Origin of the sequence: Moritella viscosa, assembly GCF_900120065.1 — a bacterium.
Classification (GTDB): Bacteria; Pseudomonadota; Gammaproteobacteria; order Enterobacterales; family Moritellaceae; genus Moritella; species Moritella viscosa.
Genome location: NZ_FPLG01000114.1, coordinates 141,342 through 157,558, shown reverse-complemented (window position 1 = coordinate 157,558; position 16,217 = coordinate 141,342). Strand labels below are relative to the sequence as shown.

17 protein-coding genes are annotated in these 16,217 nt (G+C 39.4%); 8 read left to right on the top strand and 9 right to left on the bottom strand.

Annotation, left to right across the window (positions count from 1 at the left end; translation table 11 throughout):
* Window positions 1-16 precede the first annotated feature (16 nt).
* Window positions 17-262: a hypothetical protein gene (locus BT797_RS18885; RefSeq protein ID WP_075473154.1), complete on the top strand. Its 246-nt coding sequence runs from the start codon at window positions 17-19 to the stop codon at window positions 260-262.
* Here BT797_RS18885 and fabV read toward each other — a convergent pair.
* The gene (fabV, locus tag BT797_RS18880; RefSeq protein WP_075473208.1) at window positions 249-1,454 is read right to left on the bottom strand and encodes an enoyl-ACP reductase FabV; all 1,206 of its coding nucleotides are present in this window, start codon (window positions 1,452-1,454) and stop codon (window positions 249-251) included. The two genes, BT797_RS18885 and fabV, sit on opposite strands and share 14 nt — an antisense overlap.
* Window positions 1,455-1,720: 266 nt before the next feature.
* Here fabV and BT797_RS18875 point away from each other — a divergent pair, with 266 nt between their 5' ends.
* From BT797_RS18875 to BT797_RS18860, 4 genes are all read left to right on the top strand, one after another.
* A complete protein-coding gene (locus BT797_RS18875; RefSeq protein WP_075473153.1) occupies window positions 1,721-2,377 on the top strand; it encodes a pyrimidine 5'-nucleotidase in 657 nt (218 codons plus the stop codon).
* Window positions 2,378-2,532: 155 nt separating this feature from the next.
* Window positions 2,533-4,965, top strand: coding sequence for a YgiQ family radical SAM protein (locus BT797_RS18870; protein ID WP_075473152.1), 2,433 nt, complete (start codon window positions 2,533-2,535; stop codon window positions 4,963-4,965).
* Between the two features lie 223 nt (window positions 4,966-5,188).
* Window positions 5,189-5,707, top strand: a complete 519-nt coding sequence (locus BT797_RS18865) for an aminoacyl-tRNA deacylase (RefSeq protein ID WP_244534244.1) — start codon at window positions 5,189-5,191, stop codon at window positions 5,705-5,707.
* A gap of 45 nt (window positions 5,708-5,752) precedes the next feature.
* Window positions 5,753-6,034, top strand: coding sequence for a hypothetical protein (locus BT797_RS18860; RefSeq protein WP_075473151.1), 282 nt, complete (start codon window positions 5,753-5,755; stop codon window positions 6,032-6,034).
* A 7-nt stretch (window positions 6,035-6,041) separates the two neighbouring features.
* On the opposite strand, the gene BT797_RS18855 is transcribed toward BT797_RS18860, so the two are convergent.
* The 4 genes from BT797_RS18855 to BT797_RS18840 all read right to left on the bottom strand — a co-directional run bounded on the left by BT797_RS18855 (window position 6,042) and on the right by BT797_RS18840 (window position 10,171).
* Window positions 6,042-6,350 carry a carboxymuconolactone decarboxylase family protein gene (locus tag BT797_RS18855; RefSeq protein ID WP_075473150.1) on the bottom strand — a complete coding sequence of 103 codons (309 nt, stop codon included), beginning with the start codon at window positions 6,348-6,350 and terminating at the stop codon, window positions 6,042-6,044.
* Window positions 6,351-6,534: 184 nt separating this feature from the next.
* Window positions 6,535-7,068, bottom strand: a complete 534-nt coding sequence (mog, locus tag BT797_RS18850; protein WP_075473149.1) for a molybdopterin adenylyltransferase — start codon at window positions 7,066-7,068, stop codon at window positions 6,535-6,537.
* 198 nt (window positions 7,069-7,266) lie between these two features.
* Entirely contained in the window at window positions 7,267-8,493 is a 1,227-nt protein-coding gene (gene alr / locus BT797_RS18845; RefSeq protein WP_045110540.1) for an alanine racemase, read from the bottom strand.
* A 49-nt stretch (window positions 8,494-8,542) separates the two neighbouring features.
* Window positions 8,543-10,171: a methyl-accepting chemotaxis protein gene (locus BT797_RS18840; RefSeq protein WP_075473148.1), complete on the bottom strand. Its 1,629-nt coding sequence runs from the start codon at window positions 10,169-10,171 to the stop codon at window positions 8,543-8,545.
* A 496-nt stretch (window positions 10,172-10,667) separates the two neighbouring features.
* Here BT797_RS18840 and dcuC point away from each other — a divergent pair, with 496 nt between their 5' ends.
* On the top strand, window positions 10,668-12,035 hold the full coding sequence (dcuC, locus tag BT797_RS18835; protein WP_075473147.1) for an anaerobic C4-dicarboxylate transporter DcuC: 1,368 nt from the start codon (window positions 10,668-10,670) through the stop codon (window positions 12,033-12,035).
* Between the two features lie 68 nt (window positions 12,036-12,103).
* Here the strand turns inward: dcuC and BT797_RS18830 are convergent, their stop codons facing one another.
* Window positions 12,104-12,523 carry a cupin domain-containing protein gene (locus tag BT797_RS18830; RefSeq protein ID WP_045110543.1) on the bottom strand — a complete coding sequence of 140 codons (420 nt, stop codon included), beginning with the start codon at window positions 12,521-12,523 and terminating at the stop codon, window positions 12,104-12,106.
* 207 nt (window positions 12,524-12,730) lie between these two features.
* Here BT797_RS18830 and BT797_RS18825 point away from each other — a divergent pair, with 207 nt between their 5' ends.
* Both BT797_RS18825 and BT797_RS23900 read left to right on the top strand, forming a co-directional pair.
* Window positions 12,731-13,402 (top strand): HAD family hydrolase, encoded by a 672-nt coding sequence (locus BT797_RS18825; RefSeq protein ID WP_045110544.1) that lies wholly within the window; start codon window positions 12,731-12,733, stop codon window positions 13,400-13,402.
* A gap of 88 nt (window positions 13,403-13,490) precedes the next feature.
* Window positions 13,491-13,655, top strand: coding sequence for a hypothetical protein (locus tag BT797_RS23900; RefSeq protein ID WP_170860791.1), 165 nt, complete (start codon window positions 13,491-13,493; stop codon window positions 13,653-13,655).
* 25 nt (window positions 13,656-13,680) lie between these two features.
* On the opposite strand, the gene BT797_RS18820 is transcribed toward BT797_RS23900, so the two are convergent.
* From BT797_RS18820 to BT797_RS18810, 3 genes are all read right to left on the bottom strand, one after another.
* On the bottom strand, window positions 13,681-13,974 hold the full coding sequence (locus BT797_RS18820) for a hypothetical protein (RefSeq protein WP_045110545.1): 294 nt from the start codon (window positions 13,972-13,974) through the stop codon (window positions 13,681-13,683).
* A 223-nt stretch (window positions 13,975-14,197) separates the two neighbouring features.
* Complete coding sequence (locus BT797_RS18815) at window positions 14,198-15,355, bottom strand: iron-containing alcohol dehydrogenase (RefSeq protein WP_045110546.1); 1,158 nt, start codon at window positions 15,353-15,355, stop codon at window positions 14,198-14,200.
* A 15-nt stretch (window positions 15,356-15,370) separates the two neighbouring features.
* Window positions 15,371-16,051 carry a type 1 glutamine amidotransferase domain-containing protein gene (locus BT797_RS18810; protein WP_045110547.1) on the bottom strand — a complete coding sequence of 227 codons (681 nt, stop codon included), beginning with the start codon at window positions 16,049-16,051 and terminating at the stop codon, window positions 15,371-15,373.
* Window positions 16,052-16,217: the final 166 nt, after the last annotated feature.

Genomic DNA, 16,217 nt, shown 5'->3' with positions numbered 1-16,217 from the left:
GCTTGAAGCAAATAACATGCCGATTGAAAGCACTTTAGACACACATAACTATAATTTCAGCCATGGAATAGTCCGTGACCTCGCATCGTCAAAGGCAGAAATTGATATTTATAAGCATCAAAAAATCGGCGAAAAAAAACCGCTACAGCTCCTTAGATATAATAATCAAAAAGAAGCAGAGCGGTTAATACTTGTTCCCGATGAATGGCTAGCTAAAATTAAGCTAGACAGTTCAAAACAGGCTAAGATTAGTCAAGTGTAATTGGAGCAAAATCAACAATCGGATTAACGTCAGCATCATAATCAACGCCTTCGATACCAAAGCCAAACAATGCTAAAAATTCATCTTTGTAATACTGATAATCAGTCGTTTCAAACAAGTTCTCATCGGTCACTTCGTCCCATAGCTTCACGCAAGTAGCTTGAATGTCTTCACGAAGTTCCCAATCATCCATGCGTAAACGATTTTCCTCGTCTAATTTAGCGTTGCTAAGACCTTGTGGGTAAAGTGAACCACGGAATAGACGTGAAATTTGCTCTAAACAACCTTCATGTAAACCGTGTTCTTTCATCACACGGAATGCCATCGCGATATAAAGCGGCATAACAGGAATTGCAGCGCTTGCTTGTGTGACAACACTCTTAAGTACAGCTACGTTTGCACTGCCACCTTTTACTTTTAGGCCAGCATCGATCGCATGAGCAGCACGATCAAGATCTTGCTTTGCCTTGCCTAAGGCACCATCCCAATAGATAGGCCATGTAATTTCTGTACCGATATAGCTATAAGCAACGGTTTTACATCCGTCAGCTAATACACCGGCATTAGATAATGCAGACATCCATAGTTCCCAATCTTCACCACCCATTACGGTAATGGTATCTTTGATCTCTTGCTCTGTTGCAGGTTCAACACTTGCTTCAAATATTTTATTTTTATTGGTATCAACCGCTTTCGCTGTATACGTTTCACCAATAGGTTTCAAGCAAGAACGTACAACTTCACCAGTGCTTGGTAACTTACGTACTGGTGATGCCAATGAATAAACAACGAGGTCAATTTGACCTAGATCTTCTTTAATTAGGTTAATTGCTGTTTGTTTTGCTTTGTCAGAGAATGCATCGCCATTAATGCTCTTTGCATATAGGCCTTCTTCTGCTGCATATTTTTCAAATGAAGCACTGTTATACCAACCTGCTGTACCCGGCTTTCTCTCTGTTGCCGGTTTCTCGAAAAACACACCAATAGTTGAAGCGCCACCACCGAATGCAGCAGTAATACGAGACGAAAGCCCGTAACCACTTGATGAGCCGACTACCAGAACACGTTTTGGTGCATTTTCAATAGCACCTTGCTCTTTATTATACTGTATCTGTTCTTTAACATTAAAATCACAACCAGTAGGATGAGTTGTGGTACAGATGAAACCGCGAGTTTTTGGTTTAATTATCATATTATCTTCACAATGTTGAGACACAGTAGATAGGATAAAAGTTTCTGAAAAATTAAGCACCTATTTTTTAACGTTTTTCATCTGGTTGGAGTTCTAACAACAAAAAGAAGACGCTATTTAAGCAAACAAAATAGGATACATTTGCATTATTGTACTTTTACACTAATATTGCAGCCTTATAACGCGTACTGCTCATTCAGATTTATCATCAACACACAAAATCCACGATTAATGCATTGAGCAGCGTAAAATTTGAGAAGAGTCATATGCAGAAAATTAACCAAGCCAATACTTACTTGTTCGATCTTGATGACACGCTTTATTGCCCTTCGTTAGGTATATTAAAGCAGGTCGAATCACGAATGCACCGGTTTATAGCTGACGCACTGTCTCTACCACTTCCTGAGGCCACACTTTTATCTAACCAATATTACAGACAATATGGCGGTACAGTAAAAGGGCTAATCAAACACCACCATGTGAATCGTGATGATTTCATCCATTATTGCCACGACATTAATATGGCGACGCTGAAAGCACAGCCCAATTTAGGATTACAGATCGACCAACTGGCTGGCCGTAAAATAATTTATACGAACTCACCAAAACATTACGCGACTAAAATTCTAAAAGAATTAGCGTTAATCGACTGCTTTGATGATATTTTTTCATTAGAAGATGCAAATTATGAGCTAAAACCACACAATTCAAGCTATCAAACACTTTGTGATAAACACGCGATTGATCGCTACAACACGGTATTCTTTGATGACCAACTTCGCAACCTCAAACCGGCCAAAACCCTTGGTATGACTACGGTTTGGCTGTCCGGTTCAGAACAAGTTGTGACAAATCTAAACTATAAAGCCGATTATGAAGCAAATAATTTAACTCAGTTTTTCAACCTGTTACAAGCAAGCTAAATATATATTGCCGCTTTTAATCGCAAAAGACGTTGTAAGTGGCTATAATCCGCCCTCAGTAACGGCTGGCTTTCTCTTTTTTGTATTTATTCCAGCCGTGAAAATAGCCTTCGCAATTAATTTTGCGCACTAAAATTAATACCCAAGAGTACTTTATGCAAACTGCCAAAGATCTTTTTTCATATCCAAAATTTCAGAATCGGGTGACAAAACCCGCTCCATTTTTGCCAATGACACGTGCAGAGATGGACAAGCTCGGTTGGGATAGCTGTGACGTTATTGTTGTTACAGGTGACGCATATATCGATCACCCAAGTTTTGGTATGGCTATTATCGGCAGAACCTTAGAAGCACAAGGCTTTCGTGTCGGCATTATCTCTCAACCCGACTGGGAAAGTGCAGAACCGTTTAAAGAGCTAGGTCGCCCGAATCTATTTTTCGGCGTAACTTCCGGTAACATGGATTCGATGATTAACCGTTATACCTCGGATCTCAAATTACGTCATGATGATGCTTATACACCAGGTGACATCGGCGGAAAACGTCCTGACCGTGCAGTATTAGTTTACACTCAACGCTGTAAGCAAGCATTTAAAGATGTACCTGTCGTTATTGGTGGTATTGAAGCCAGTTTACGCCGTATTGCGCACTATGATTATTGGTCAGATAAAGTACGTGGTTCAGTGCTACCTGACTCAAAAGCCGATATGCTGATTTACGGTAATGCAGAACGCCCATTAATCCAAGTAGCACATCGTCTTGCAAGTGGCGAATCAATTAAAGACATTCAAGATGTTCGTGGTACAGGCGTGATGCTAAAAGAACCACTACCAACTTGGAAAGGTATTGACTCACGAACACTCGATACTCCAGGCAAGATTGAACCAATTATCAGCCCTTACACTGAAATTGATGAAACCTGTTCTAAACAAGATAATGAACAAGTGATTGATAATTCTGATGCAGATGTGGCGAAACCTATAGTAATGCAGGCGCCTAAGCAGATGCCTTGGCACGAAACTTATATTCGCCTGCCTGACATGGAAACAGTGAAAAAAGACAAAATGTTATACGCACATACCTCACGTGTATTCCATCAAGAAACAAACCCTGTTTCATCTCGTGCCTTGATCCAAAAACACGGTGCGCGTGAAGTATGGTTAAATCCACCAGCAACTCCACTAGCAGAAGGTGAGATGGATGGTGTATTCGATTTAGAATACGCGCGTCTGCCACATCCAAGTTATGGTGATGAGAAGATCCCTGCATACGATATGATCAAAACATCGATCAATATTATGCGTGGCTGTTTTGGCGGTTGCTCTTTCTGCTCAATTACCGAACATGAAGGACGTGTAATTCAAAGTCGTTCGGAAGACTCTATTGTCAAAGAAATGGAAGCAATCCGCGATAAAGTGCCTGGTTTTACCGGTGTTATTTCCGATCTTGGTGGACCTACAGCAAACATGTATAAGCTGGGCTGTATGAGTGCAAAAGCGGAAGCAACTTGTCGCCGCCTTTCGTGTATCTTCCCAGCAATTTGTACGCACATGGACACAGACCATACACCTACAATCGATCTCTACCGTCGCGCACGTAAAGTTCCGGGTATTAAAAAGATCTTGATTGCATCAGGTGTACGTTATGATTTAGCGATTGAAGATCCTCGTTACGTGAAAGAATTAGTAGAACATCACGTCGGCGGTTACTTGAAAATTGCGCCTGAGCATACCGAAAAGTCACCACTTGATATCATGATGAAGCCAGGTATGGGCACGTACGATAAGTTTAAAGAAATGTTTGATCGTTTCTCTGCTGAAGCTGGCAAGAAACAATACCTCATTCCTTACTTTATCTCTGCACACCCAGGGACGAATGACAAAGACATGCTGACGTTAGCCTTATGGTTAAAACAGTATAAGTTTAAGCTTGATCAAGTACAAAACTTCTACCCTTCACCACTTGCTAATGCAACAGCCGTGTATCACACAGAGCTTAACTCATTACATAAAGTACGTGAAACAGATGAAAAAGTCGTTGTGCCTAAAGGTGCCCGTCAACGTCGTCTGCACAAAGCGCTTTTACGCTATCACGATCCAGCTAACTGGCCACAAATTCGCGAGTACCTGCTTAAAACAGGTAACCGTCATCTGATTGGTCGCGGTCCAAAACACTTGGTACCACCAGAAAGCTTAGCTGAAAAACAAGCAATACAAGCGAAGGCGAAACCACACTTAGGTAAAGGTGGTGCTAACAGTAAGAGCAAGCCGAGTACCAGTAATAAAGGTGTTAAGCAACAACGTGCAGAACCAGGTACTAAGCAGTTCACTAATGCGTTAACTAAACACACAGGTCTTGCTCCACAAGAAGGTGTTGGCATTAACGAGAACGGTAATAAAGGCGGTAACAAGCCTAACCGTAAAAAACCCACTGTAGGTGGCAATAACAGCACCAACGGTAGTAAAAATGCGAATGGTAGTGTTAAAGGCGGTGGATTCAAGAAGCCATCAGGCAGCCGTCCAAGCGCTAACAAGTCAGCAAATAAAGGTCGTCAAGGGCAGCAAGCTAAACGCAGTAACAAACGTTAAGCATTAACGCACTTATTGCCTAAGTTAAATATGTAAATACTAAAGGGTAAAATGTTTATACATTTTACCCTTTTTCTATTCACCACCCACCGGCCAAAACGTCATGATTTCTTTTACTGAGCTTATCTCGTAACCCGTCATTAAAATAATTAACAACTATAATTAAAGCTCCTAAACATTATTAATAAATGTATTAGCGCATTAACCGCTAGGGAGGTTGATTATGCTTATGCGAAAAATCACCCACTATTTAGATCAGGCTTATATAAACTACCAAAGCGATCATCACCCACCCGGTTATACTGCGCAGCATGTGGCTGAATTAAGTAAAACCAATGGTATGTCTTTTGCCAAAACTGTCATTATTACCGCAGATACAAGACTCGTTATGATTGTGATGCCCGCACCCTACACCATTGATTTTGATAATATTGCTTTATCTATTGGCGCCCGTTATGTCAATTTAGCTTATGAACATCAGTTCAGTAGCATGTTTCCAGATTGCGAAACAGGTGCAATGCCACCTTTTGGTCATTTGTTCAGTATGCCGGTTTATATTTCAGAGACATTAATAAAACAAGACGAGATCAGTTTTAACGCAGGTGATCATTCTGAAACCATTAAAATGAAAACAACAGATCTAATTGACTTAGTACAGCCAATAATCATTAGCTGTGGGTTTAGCAAAGCAGGTAGTGGTTATCATCATGAACATGCTAGGCAAGGTAAATTAAGGCATTAAAAACACGTTAAGTATTCCCATTAAACACCAGAGGAACTCTAAGTTATGAGAATTAGCGGCGCGTTATTAGCAAGTTCAGAAAGTACATTGGCTAAAATAAAAGGCCAATCCGATTGGCGACAAGAAGTGGATGCTCTTGAGTCAAACTCTGATGAGAAAGCAATTATAGATATTATCACCGCCAATATAGTGCTCACGATTCAATGCGGCGGTATCACAATGATTGGCGAGCTATACAAAAACATCAACGCCTATGCTCAAGACGCATCACAACACATTAGCATTGATGTGGACAATGTCATTTACCAGGTGATGCGCAATCTATAGGCTTAAACTATAGCTTTTCATCAGCCCAACTCAACGCAGCCATAACACAGGGAAAACCCAACGTGCAGGTTAGCAACAGTAATGCATGGCGAATCTCATCAATGCTCGCCCCGGCTTCTAGCGCTCTTTTGGCATGGCTATGAACAGCACCTTCTGAACGAATGGCTGCGGCGGCAGCTAATTGGATTAACTGTGCGGTTTTTTCATCTATTGGTCCTGACTGTTTAGCCTCTTTACCAAGTGATTCGACAGCATTAATCAACTGTGGGTGTCTTTTTTTTATTTTCACGTATTGAGCGGACGGATCTGTAGCCATAAATTAATCCTATATTTAGCCAGAGAATAATCATGTGTTTATTATGATTGGTATCACTACTAAATTAGTTCAAAATGCAAAAAAAGCTAAACCCTTTATACTTAAAAAGTATTACAGTAGATTAGCTTATAGCTTAGCGGCCGCTAATTATGGACTTTCATTGGGAGAATAAATAAATGGTCTATTATTTCGATTTTGGGCGAAACGGTTTAATCACCGATTCATCACACTCAAGAAAAGGACCTTCCATCAAATCAATACAATAAGGGATAGCTGGAAATACAGCATCTAAACATTCACGGATTGATTTTGGTTTGCCCGGCAAGTTAACGATTAATGAATCTGCACGCAAACCCGCAGTTTGACGAGAAAGAATTGCCGTTGGAACAAACTTGAGCGATTCTGCACGCATTAGCTCACCAAATCCTGGCATCATACGGTCGCAAACAGCTTCTGTCGCTTCTGGCGTTACGTCACGCTTAGCGGGGCCTGTGCCTCCCGTAGTCACAATCAAACTACAGTTTTTCTCATCGGCCATTTTGATCAATGTTGCTTCAATTATATCTTGCTCATCAGGAATAACTTCATAAACAGGCTCCCACTCGGAAGTCAGGTACTCATTCAATACAGAGATAATGGCTTTGCCGGAAAGATCTTCATAAATGCCAGCACTGGCTCTATCACTTACTGTCACAATACCTATTTTAGCTTTAGTCATGTTTCTTCCATATGCATATTTAACATCTAATTTAATAAACTAATATTAACCTAAACAAGCGATTGTGTAAAACCAAGCACTTGATCTACCGCAAGCTATAGTAGGCTCACAGGTAAGACTGTATTGTCGCCAGATTCACTTAGCCACAATACAGATTATCACGAGGTATTAGTCAACAAATTTGACTTGTTAGGATTTTTACTTAACGTAAAAACGCGGATTAGCTGAACCCCATAATGTATAAAGTTCTGGGAAGATTAGGTCCGCATTTTTTTCCATTTCAGAAATCGTAATTCGTTCTTTGTTGTCAGCACCAAAAAGCGTTACTTCTTGCCCAGGAAAAACACCTTGAATATCTGTAACATCGACCATAGTTGTATTCATTGATGTCATACCAACAACTTTCGCTCGTTGGCCATTAATAATCACTTCACTTTTATTACCCATCTTACGAGGATAACCATCAGAGTAGCCAACAGGTAAGTTTGCTAGGATACTTGCACGTTTAACGGTATAAGTACTGTCATAACCAACTGTTTGACCTTCAGGCAGGTGATGAATCGACGCTATACGTGTTTTAAACGACACAATTGAAGGGTATTCTAGATTAGTTGGTAAATCACCATAAAAAACGCCACCAGGTCTTACCATGTCAAGCTGTGCTTCTTTCACATTAAGCGCTGTATAAGAGTTTGCAGCATGCAAAAGAATATCATCTCGATTTAGCGATGCATTCTGTATTAACCAAGCACTATGCTGCTTAAATCCCACCAACTTATCACGGATATATTCCGCATCGTAATTAGGAAAATGAGTCATAATTCCAACTACTTCAATACCTTTTGATGTGGCGATAGCTACGGCCTCCTGCTTACCTGCTGCAGATGACATATCAATACCGTTTCTTCCCATACCACCATCATTTAATGCGATATGAATCTTAGTCGATTTACCTGTTTTTTCATAAAGTGCTGCCAATTGTGCCGCTTGATTTTCACTACCAATTAACTCTTCAATATTCAGTTCTAAACTCTGTTTAATTTCATCTATACTCGCAGAACGGACACGCATAAGCTGACCATCAAAACCACTTGATCGAACCAATCGAGCTTCAGCATTACTCGTAATAGCAATGCATGGTATCTCCTGAGCGATAACCGTTGGCATCAGACCACGGATCCCATTTCCATATGCATCTGCCTTCATAACAGCACAAATCTTAGTACCGGGTTTAATATGCTTTTTAAACTGTTGAATATTTTGTTCAAACTGGCCTAAATTTATCTCTAACCAAGAATTAGATTGCTGGATCTCTTGTCGAGACGGAATAGGATCATCTAATAATAATGGGGCTGAGGTGGTTAAAAACGACGGAAACAAAAGAGAAGCGATTGATAAAGATAGTAATGATTTTTTAAACGTCACAAGGAGTCCTATATAAATAAGGCCCTCAGGAACGAGGGCATAAAGTTAACTAAAGTTTGAAACGTCCCATTGCATCTTGTAATGTTAGAGATAACTGGCTGAGTTCTCGACATGACTCTGCCATTTTTTCTGCGCCATTAGCTGCATCCTGAGAAGTAACATGAATATTTTCTACGTTTCTACTTAGCTCATCAGCAACACAGTCTTGCTCACTACATGCACTCGCAATTTGCGCACCCATATCAGCTATATTTGCAATGGATTCTTCGATTGATAACATCAATTGTTGCGAATTCACACCTTGATCAACACATGTTTCGATACTAGCACGAGAACGAGCAGTCGCATCACTGGCATCTTTAGACATTAGCTGTAGTTTTTCAATAATGACCGTGATTTCTCCGGTTGAAGCTTGTGTACGTCCAGCAAGAGTTCGCACTTCATCAGCGACAACAGCAAAACCTCGACCTGATTCACCGGCTCGTGCAGCTTCAATCGCAGCATTCAACGCCAATAAATTAGTCTGTTCAGCTATATCTCGAATAACGTCTACTACAACATTAATTTGTCTAGACTGCTGCTCTAATTCAGAAACAGAATCACCGGCTAAACCAACAAGATTAGCCACTTCTTGAATGGAATTAACCATATCTTCATTATTACGCGCACCTGTTTTTGATTTATCATTCGCGCTAGATGCCTGAGAAGCTGATTGCTCAGTATTATTTGCCACCTCTGCCACAGCCGCTTTCATTTCTGTCATTGCTGTTGCGACTTGGGTGATTTGACATTGCTGATCTTTCATTCCATCCGAAGATGAATTGGAAACAAGGCTAATATCTCCAACCGCATTACTCAATTTAGTCACTGCAGAGATAATCTCATGAATCAGTTGACGTAGATTACTTTGCATTTTAAGTGATGCATCGGCCAAAGTACCTAATTCATCATTACCAATACATTCTCGATCTAGCTTTTGTGCTAAATTACCATTTGCAATTGCGTTGGCTTGCTCAACGACTAATTTAAGAGGGCCACAAATGAGTCGTGTCAACATCATCGTCATCACAACCATAAGCACCAAAATCGTGATATTACCGATAATAGATGTAGTGTTTAAACTCATCACCGAATTCAAAATTGAATCACGATTCAGATCCATTGCTTCTTTTAGGATCTCTAGAATTTTATTAATATCTGATTCAATACTTTCAAATTGAGCAAGAGATTGTGTCAATATTGGATATGCGGCAGTATTCTCCATCGCAAGCATTTTATTGTTAAACTGGTCCATACGTGAAACATACTGATTCCAATTATTCATCAACCGGTTGAATGTTCTAGCCTCTTCACCCGGCCACACTGTTTTACCATAAGCAGCCAAGCCTACTTCGATTGTTTTAAGAACCTGTTTATTACGTTGGATAGACTGTTCTATCTTGATTTTATCTTGAAGAGGAATCATAGCAAATTGACTACGACGCAGAAGAGACATTTTATCGCGTATTTCATCCACTTCAAATACAGCGGGTAAAGTATCATCGGTGTAGTTCAGCAGCTCACCCTTGATCTTTCCTAGCTCAGTAATAAGGAATAGGCCTAGCGCCAAATTGATCATTGCAATAATCGTAAAAGCAAGGGCGATTTTCTTGCCTATCGAAAGGTTTTTAGCAAACATAAGTGAATTACCTTAAATATACATTTCTATAACCAACAATATTTTATATGTATGAAGGATGAGAAATTGTATGTCGAAAACAGTGCAAGCTACCACCTAGATAAACGGTTAACAATAGCAACGCTTACATTTCTTTACACAATACAAAAACCGATCAGATAGCAGCCATCTTCAGTATCAATTTTCAGCACAAACATCTGGGAATACTCCAATTTATGATATCTATACGATAGTTTATATATTTATAAAACTAACTGATTGACAAAAACAAAATACTGAAAGAAACATGATGTTCACATCGCCCCCCCACGAAAACACCAATATAACAACACCTCGTTAACACGAAAATAAAACCCTGTTTTAGATCATTAATTATGTTGTTAGCAATCGTCTTAACCACCCTTTTTAGGTACCTTGTCGATTGTGATATCTAAAGATTATCTTAAATATCAAACAATTTATTACTCACTCTTAACACAATAAAAAGGGTATTTTCATGTTGGAATTATTTGTTGGCCTAGCTGTAACGATCGCAGTAGGCTATTTCATCGTCAAAGAATACAAAGCCGCAGGTGTGTTACTCACCGCAGGTATTACACTACTCATTATAACGGGCTTACTTGGCAAGCAAATTCTCCCCTCAAGCATAGCAAGCACAGGGAATACCATTACAGACTCATTAGAATTTGTTAAATACATGCTTCAATATCGAGGTGGCGGCTTAGGCATGCAAATTATGCTGTTATGTGGTTTTGCAGCTTACATGACTAAGATTGATGCGAACAATGTTGTTGTTAAACAATTTTCAAAACCATTATCATTTATCAAATCACCTTATACCCTACTTGTCGCGGCCTATATTGTTGCTTGCTTAATGTCACTAGCCGTAAGCTCTGCAACTGGTCTTGGCGTGTTACTCATGGCAACCTTATTCCCAATGATGACAGCAATGGGGATATCTCGACCAGCCGCCGTTGCTGTTTGTGCATCACCTGCTGCTATTATTTTGTCACCAACGTCTGGCGATGTTGTTGTCGCAGCCGAAAAATCTGGATTACCACTGCATGTATTTTCTGTGGAAACCGTATTACCCGTATCAATCTGTGCCATTATTGTGATGGCCGCTGCGGCATTTTTCTGGAATCGTTATTTAGACAAAAAAGAAAATACGCCAATGGAAAAAACAGACATATCAGAAATAACAGTAACTGCACCAAGTTATTATTCCATCCTGCCATTTCTGCCTATTGTCGGTGTCTTTGTATTTAACGGTTCAACAGTTAAAGGACTAGAGCTTGATATCTACACAATCGTAGTATTATCAATTTTCATTAGTGCAGTTATCGATTTTATTACTAAACGATTAGATGGGAAGGCTACTTTAGAGGACTTGGAGTCTTGCTATGAAGGTATGGCGGATGCTTTTAAAGGTGTCGTCATGCTATTAGTTGCTGCTGGAGTCTTTGCTCAGGGCTTGATGTCGATTGGTGCTATTGATAATTTAATCGGCCTTGCGGAGGCAGCAGGTGCAGGCGGATTTGCATTAATGCTAATTTTAACAGGTCTCACTGTAGCGGCAGCAATAGCAACAGGCTCAGGCAACGCTCCTTTTTATGCATTTGTTGAACTTGCTCCTACACTGGCCGGTAAAATGGGCTTAAATCCAGCGTTCTTAATTATCCCGATGTTACAAGCATCGAACCTTGGTCGTACTGTTTCACCGGTAGCGGGTGTCATTGTCGCGACAAGTGGCATGGGGAAAATCAGCCCATTTGAAGTTGTTAAACGAACATCAGAACCCGTATTAGCAGGTCTAATTACCGTTATTGCAGGGACTATGGTACTTGTTCCTATGTATGCTTAGCTTGAAATTTTCATAAAAAACAAGATTATCAAAAGGCTAGGATTAAAAAACCTAGCCTTTGACTTTAATTATTTATGCTTAATCGTTAAAGGCTCCCCTTCAATACCCGCATAAAAAACAACAATTTCAGCTGGTACATCACCTTTATTTATTCCGTAGTGCCATTTGTTAATAACTTCAACAAGAGTGTCCCCCGCTTTAAGTTCCAAAATCTCATCGTCTTGTGTTACAACAGTTAATTCACCACTCACTAAATAACCTGCATTAATAACTGGATGCTCATGCAAAGGCAGCTGAACCCCTGGTGCAATATCAATTTTTAAGATAGTGACTTCCGGCTTTCCCTTTGGATAACTTGGAAGTACAGAGCCATCCCAGCTCGTCGTGGACTTAGCTAATACATCCACGGTAATAGGTTTTGTCTCATTTGCCGTTACATTCCCTACGACTAAAAGCGTTAAACATAAGCCACTAATTAAGCTTTTCATAAATTCCCTGTATTATCTAATTGATACTGAAGTTCATCTCCATCTCTTATTTAATTACCTTATAATAAGTTCAAGCAATTATTAATCAGTATTACACTCCCTTACAACTGTATAATTATCACACACATATAATATAATCATGGATCAATTAAATTTGTTAGAATAGGCACATCCATTTAATTTCAGTAAACATTAGGATAAATAAAATTGAATTACAAAGCTGCTATTTTTGATATGGACGGACTACTTCTTGATACTGAGCGAGTTTGTAAAGGAATATTTGAAGAAGCCTGTACATCATTATCCATTCCATTTTTAGAAGATGTCTACCTCGATATCATCGGTCGTAATTCTCAAGGCATTGAAAAAGTGATCCGTGCAGGCTACGGCAGTGATTTAGATTATCCAGTACTACATGAAGCATGGCGGACACGTTACAACGCCGTCGTTAAGCACCAAGCCATTCCAGTTAAAGATGGTGTTATTGAGCTATTAACTTGGTTAAAAAACAATAATATTCCTACTGCTGTTGCGACGTCAACACAACAAGATGTTGCAACAATCAAATTAAAGCTTGCAGGCTTAGAACAGTTTTTTGATAATTTGACAACAGGATGTGAAGTTAAGAATGGCAAACCCGACCCAGAAATTTACTTGCTTGCAGCTGGTCGTTTAAATATTAAACCGGAGCAATGCTTAGCTTTTGAAGATTCGAATAACGGAGTATTATCTGCAGTAAGTGCCAATATGCAGACATTCCAGATCCCAGATCTAGTACAGCCCAGTGCTCAAATATTAACATTAGGCCACACTGTAAGCGCCTCTTTATTAGACGTTTTAGATATTCTAAAACAAAGTAAACAAATCTTTAATCAATAATTTTGAATGTTAAATCCCCGCCTCTAATAACGCTTTTTCCTAAAATAAACTAAAATTACTAGTATGCGGATTATTAGAGGTAATCGATATGTCAGTGTTTAACGAAACGATGCGCCAGAGAGGTCAAGCCGAAGAAGATATGTTCTATGCGAAGTTAGATCTCGAGTTAATCGCCGCACTACACAAAAAAATCGATAAAGAACAGCAACAAGTATTACGGCAAATACCAACGGATTCAGGTTACGACCGCTAGCACTTAAATAAGTAAGGCATGATACCTAATCAAGAAATAAACAGACCAACTCTTTTAACGCACCACAATCGACCAAAGTAGCACTACCAACAAAAAAAATAATCATGCCGACAATAAAATATTTGAATAATTGGTGTAGGCCATTATCTGATATAACTTCAGGTGTTATATTTTTTAATTCTACTTGGGCTTGTTCTCTATCTACGCTCGCCAATATTCTTTTGTGTTGTAAATACCAGTGTAAATTGAATCGTGCGATAGCAGCAAATAGAAAACCCGACAACATGATTACACCCAGAATCCACTCTAAATTAGCCATTACTCTTCCTTAAGCATGTATAACAACACGATATAATTATTTAATAATATCATTTAGTTATAACATCGTTGAATTAAAAAAGTATGACACAGGGACTAATAAATGACTAATCGTCATTTTATAATAAAAAAAAAGGTTGAAATGAATAATCATTCCAACCTTTACTATTAGTACGTTATTTACTGCTAGTTAACAATTTAAATAACGTTACTATACTAAGTATTTACAATGCCGTTTCTAAGATCTGACGGCTTACTTCCAAGGTGATATTTTTGCGTTCACCCAGTGCTACCATGCCATGTTTCTCTAATTTAGCAATTAAGTTGTCGATATCACCAAACGTAATATCTGCATCCGAAAGCCTTGTTGGAACTTCCATTGCTTTAAAAAATGCTTCTGTTTTTGCTATCGCTTGATCAATTTTTTCATCTTCATTAGCAACTGAAATATTCCAGACACGTTCAGCATATTGCAGTAATTTACTGCGCTTATCTTCACGTAGTACTTTCATAACTGCAGGTAACACTATTGATAAACTACGCGCATGATCAACACCGTGTGCGGCTGTTAACTCATGACCAATCATGTGTGTTGCCCAATCATGTGGTACGCCAGCACCAATAAGACCATTTAACGCCATCGTTGCCGACCACATAATATTACCGCGGATCTCTAAATCATCTTTAGTCTCAGGTTTTAATGCTTTTGGTCCTTCTTCGGTAAGCGTCAGCAATAAACCTTCAGAAAAACGATCTTGTACTTTCGCGTTGATACTATACGTCATGTACTGTTCCATAATATGAACAAATGCATCTACAACACCATTGCTGATTTGACGATCAGATAAACTCAAGCTCACTGCTGGATCTAAAATCGCAAACGTTGGACGAACGAATGGGCTACCAAATGATAACTTGCTGCCATCACGTGTAATAACAGCACCACCATTAGATTCAGAACCCGTTGCAGGTAACGTTAATACAGCACCCAATGGTAATGCTTTAGTTATTGGTGCGTATTTACTTAGGATATCCCAAGCATCATCGCCTTCAAATACAGCTGCTGCAGCAATAAACTTACTGCCATCAACAACAGAGCCACCACCAACTGCAAGAATGTAATCAACATTGTGCTCATTAATAACATCGACAGCTTTAATTAATTGGTCATATGTTGGGTTTGGTTCGATACCTGAAAACTCAACCCAGTCATGTTCAGACAATGCAGCTACAACTTGATCATATACGCCATTTGACTTAATTGAACCACCACCGTAAGTAACTAATACTTTAGCGCCTATTGGGATTTCTTTGCTGATCGCTTTAATCTGGTCATCACCAAAATGAATACGAGTTGGGTTTTGAAACGTGAAATTCAACATATTTGCTTCCTAGTATTAAGCGTGTGCGATTAGTTTTTCTGCGACTAATGCTGAAGACGCTGGATTTTGACCTGTGATGATTAAACCATCTTGTACAGCAAACGGCGTCCAATCAGCAACTTTCTGATAGTCACCACCACGCTTTACAAGCTCATCTTCTAATAAAAAAGGTACGATATCAGTTAATTGTACAGCATCCTCTTCTGTATTTGAAAACCCAGTTACCGCTTTACCTTTAATTACATACTCACCTTCAGGTGTTTTAACGTTGAGTAGTGCCGCACTTGCATGACAAACCGCTGATACAGGCTTGTTATTCGCTATAAACCCAGCTAATAAATCAATTGAAGTGGTGTTGTCAGTCAAATCCCATAATGGACCATGCCCACCAGGATAAAATACCGCATCAAAGTCTTGCTCTTTAACATCCGCTAATTTAACCGTTGTCGCGAGGGCTTTTTGTGCGGCATCATCAGCATCAAAGCGACGAGTCGCATCCGTTTGCATGCTCTCATCTGCACTTTTAGGGTCAATTGGTGGCTTACCTCCAGCAGGTGATGCTAGAGTAACTGTCATTCCTGCATCAACAAATACATAGTAAGGTGCAGCAAGTTCTTCAACCCAGAAACCTGTTTTTTCACCTGTATTACCTAAATCTGCATGTGATGTTAATACGACTAAAATATTCTTATTCATGATCGTTCCTCTCGCTTTAAATTTGCGTCATTGATTTGTGTCTGAACTGAGCTGCTATGCATGTTGTATACACGTTAACAGCGAATGGAAACAGTCTATACCTCAATGTAAAATCAAACAATGCAGAGTAAATTGATTACACTGTTCAAAATTTTGATACAATTGA